Raw genomic sequence first — 2554 nt, forward strand, 5'->3', positions numbered from 1 at the left:
GCAGCGGCGCAGGCCTCGGTTCTGTGCCAACTGGATCCGTCGTCTGTATTTCGTCACATTCGGGCACCACAGTCCTGTACACACGAGCCGGAGCCCGATTTTCGGGCCACCCGCGCCGCACAGGAGGCACACTGATGCACGTTGGCGTTCCCACGGAGGTGAAGAACCGCGAGTACCGCGTGGCGATCACACCCGCAGGAGTACAGGAACTGACCCGACAGGGGCACGAGGTCATCGTTCAGCGCGGCGCCGGTCTCGGCTCGATGATCTCCGATGCCGACTACGAGGCCGCCGGGGCCGGTCTCGGAGGCGTCGACGACGCGTGGTCGGCTGAACTGGTACTCAAGGTGAAGGAACCGGTCGCTGAAGAGTACGGCCGACTCGGCAGGGGTCAGGTTCTGTTCACCTATCTGCACCTGGCAGCCGACGAACCGCTGACCGAAGAGCTCATCCGTTCCGGGGCCACAGCGATCGCCTACGAGACCGTGCAGGCCGATGACGGATCGTTGCCGCTGCTGATTCCGATGAGCGAGGTGGCCGGCCGCCTGTCGACTCTTGTCGGGGCGTACAACCTGATGAAAAGTCAGGGAGGACGGGGAGTATTGCTGCCCGGAGTGCCAGGAGTCCGCCCCGCCAATGTCACCGTGATCGGCGCCGGGGTCGTCGGGATGAACGCAGTCGCTCAGGCCGTTGCGATGGGTGCCGACGTCACCGTTCTCAACCCGTCGATCCCGCGGTTACGTCACGTCGACGAACTGTACGGAGGCCGTGTGAGGACGGTGACATCCTCGGCGTACGAAATCGAAAGAACCGTTCTTGCTGCGGATCTGGTCATCGGAGCGGTCCTCCTACCCGGACGGAGGACCCCGAAGCTGGTGTCGCGTGAACTGGTCGACAACCTCGCACCGGGCACCGTGCTGGTCGACGTCGCCATCGATCAGGGCGGGTGCTTCGAAGGTTCACGTCCTACCACCCATGACGAACCCACCTTCCGTCTGGGGAACGCGGTCTTCTACTGCGTGGCCAACATGCCGGGTGCGGTTCCGGCGACCTCCACCCCGGCCTTGACCAATGCCACGCTCCCGTACGTCCTTCGAATTGCGAACTCCGGATGGCGCCGGGCAACGCAGGACGACCCGGCGCTCGCCCGCGGTGTGAACGTCAGCGACGGCCTGATCGTGCACGCCGGGACGGCCGAGGCATTTCCCCATCTGAGAGCCAGGGCCTTGGACGCTGCAGCGGACGGAACTCGCGACGGATCGAGCAAACCGTGACCACTCCGGGGAGTGGTCACAGGCTCGGCAGGTAGTCAACCGGTCAGGGACGACAAGTCACCCCTCTGTGGCGCTGCTGCTCAGCCCGTGACGATGACCGGGTCGCCTATCTTGGCGTTGTCGTAGAACCATCGGGCGTTCTCGGTGCTGAGGTTGATGCAGCCGTGACTGACATTCTCGTAACCCTGGGAGTCGACCGACCACGGTGCGCCGTGCACGAAAATGCCGCCCCACGTGATGCGGGTGGCGTACTCCACGTGAAGGCGGTACCCCTCGGCGGAGTCGACGGGAACGCCGTACGTCGACGAGTCCATCACCATCTCGCGGAACTTCTCGAGGACCGGAAATGTTCCGTGCGGTGTCTCGTACCCGGGTTTCCCCATCGAGGCAGGCATCGTCCGGACCACCTGGTCGTTGATGCTGACGATGAACTGGTGCGTCGTCGTGTTCGCCACCGCGACCAGTGCGTCGCCCACCTGGAACTCACTTCGCGCACCCGCCGCCCGGACGGTGATTCGCGTGTGGGCAGGCCAGAAGCGGTCGGGATGCCAGCCCAGAGTGCTGTCGTCGACCCAGGAAAAATGCCCGGGCGCATTCGTCGACGAGGCGATGGAGATTGTGCTTTCGGCGGCCGCGCGATCGACGACCGGCGAGGGGAAGCGGATGGAGACAGGATGCGCGACGCCGACGGTTTCGCCGCTCACGGGGGCAAGAATCGGCGCCGGGAGGGTCGTCGACCGATCCGGTTCGACCGCACTCGCTGCGGCGGTGGACGTGCCTGACATGGTCACAACCGCGAGGATCGACACGAGAACTCGGGATGCACCCGTGTGCACTTTTCCCATGGCTGCCTTGCCCTTCGAGACGACGACTCGGCACCGCTCATCTCAGTTAAGCACGCCCGGATCGGTGCGCGACAGGTCTCGTCGACCGGCGACACCGTGCCGTGATCGGTGGCGTGAATCGCAGGTTCGACGCCGACTGGAGATAGTGTCGGGGACATGGCGAACGCGCACCTACTCAGCAGGGAGCGGCTCACTGACGCACTGGCGCAGTTCGAGCCGCGGATCGTCGACGCGTCGAACAGACGGTCGGCGGCGGTGGTGATCGCGGTGATGAACGGCGGCGGGGACGACGGTCAGACGGTTCCGCTCACGATGCGCCCGAGCCGGATGCGAGCCCATCCCGGCCAGTTCGCGCTGCCCGGAGGCGGTGTGGATCCGGGGGAGACGGGCGAAGAGGCGGCCCGACGCGAACTCCACGAGGAACTCGGACTCGAC

Annotated in this window: 3 protein-coding genes; 2 read left to right on the forward strand and 1 reads right to left on the reverse strand. The window is 65.6% G+C overall.

Annotated elements, in window-relative coordinates; all coding sequences use genetic code 11:
- Nucleotides 1–134: 134 nt before the first annotated feature.
- On the forward strand, nucleotides 135–1274 hold the full coding sequence (gene ald / locus WAW17_RS31810; RefSeq protein ID WP_422336815.1) for an alanine dehydrogenase: 1140 nt from the start codon (nucleotides 135–137) through the stop codon (nucleotides 1272–1274).
- 80 nt (nucleotides 1275–1354) lie between these two features.
- Here ald and WAW17_RS31815 read toward each other — a convergent pair whose 3' ends face one another.
- Nucleotides 1355–2119 (reverse strand): L,D-transpeptidase, encoded by a 765-nt coding sequence (locus tag WAW17_RS31815; protein WP_422336816.1) that lies wholly within the window; start codon nucleotides 2117–2119, stop codon nucleotides 1355–1357.
- A gap of 156 nt (nucleotides 2120–2275) precedes the next feature.
- Here WAW17_RS31815 and WAW17_RS31820 point away from each other — a divergent pair.
- Nucleotides 2276–2554 (forward strand): NUDIX domain-containing protein (locus WAW17_RS31820; RefSeq protein ID WP_422336817.1); only part of this gene is annotated, 279 nt, incomplete at its 3' end.

It is taken from the genome of Rhodococcus sp. (in: high G+C Gram-positive bacteria), assembly GCF_049286785.1.
Taxonomy (GTDB): Bacteria; Actinomycetota; Actinomycetes; order Mycobacteriales; family Mycobacteriaceae; genus Rhodococcus_F.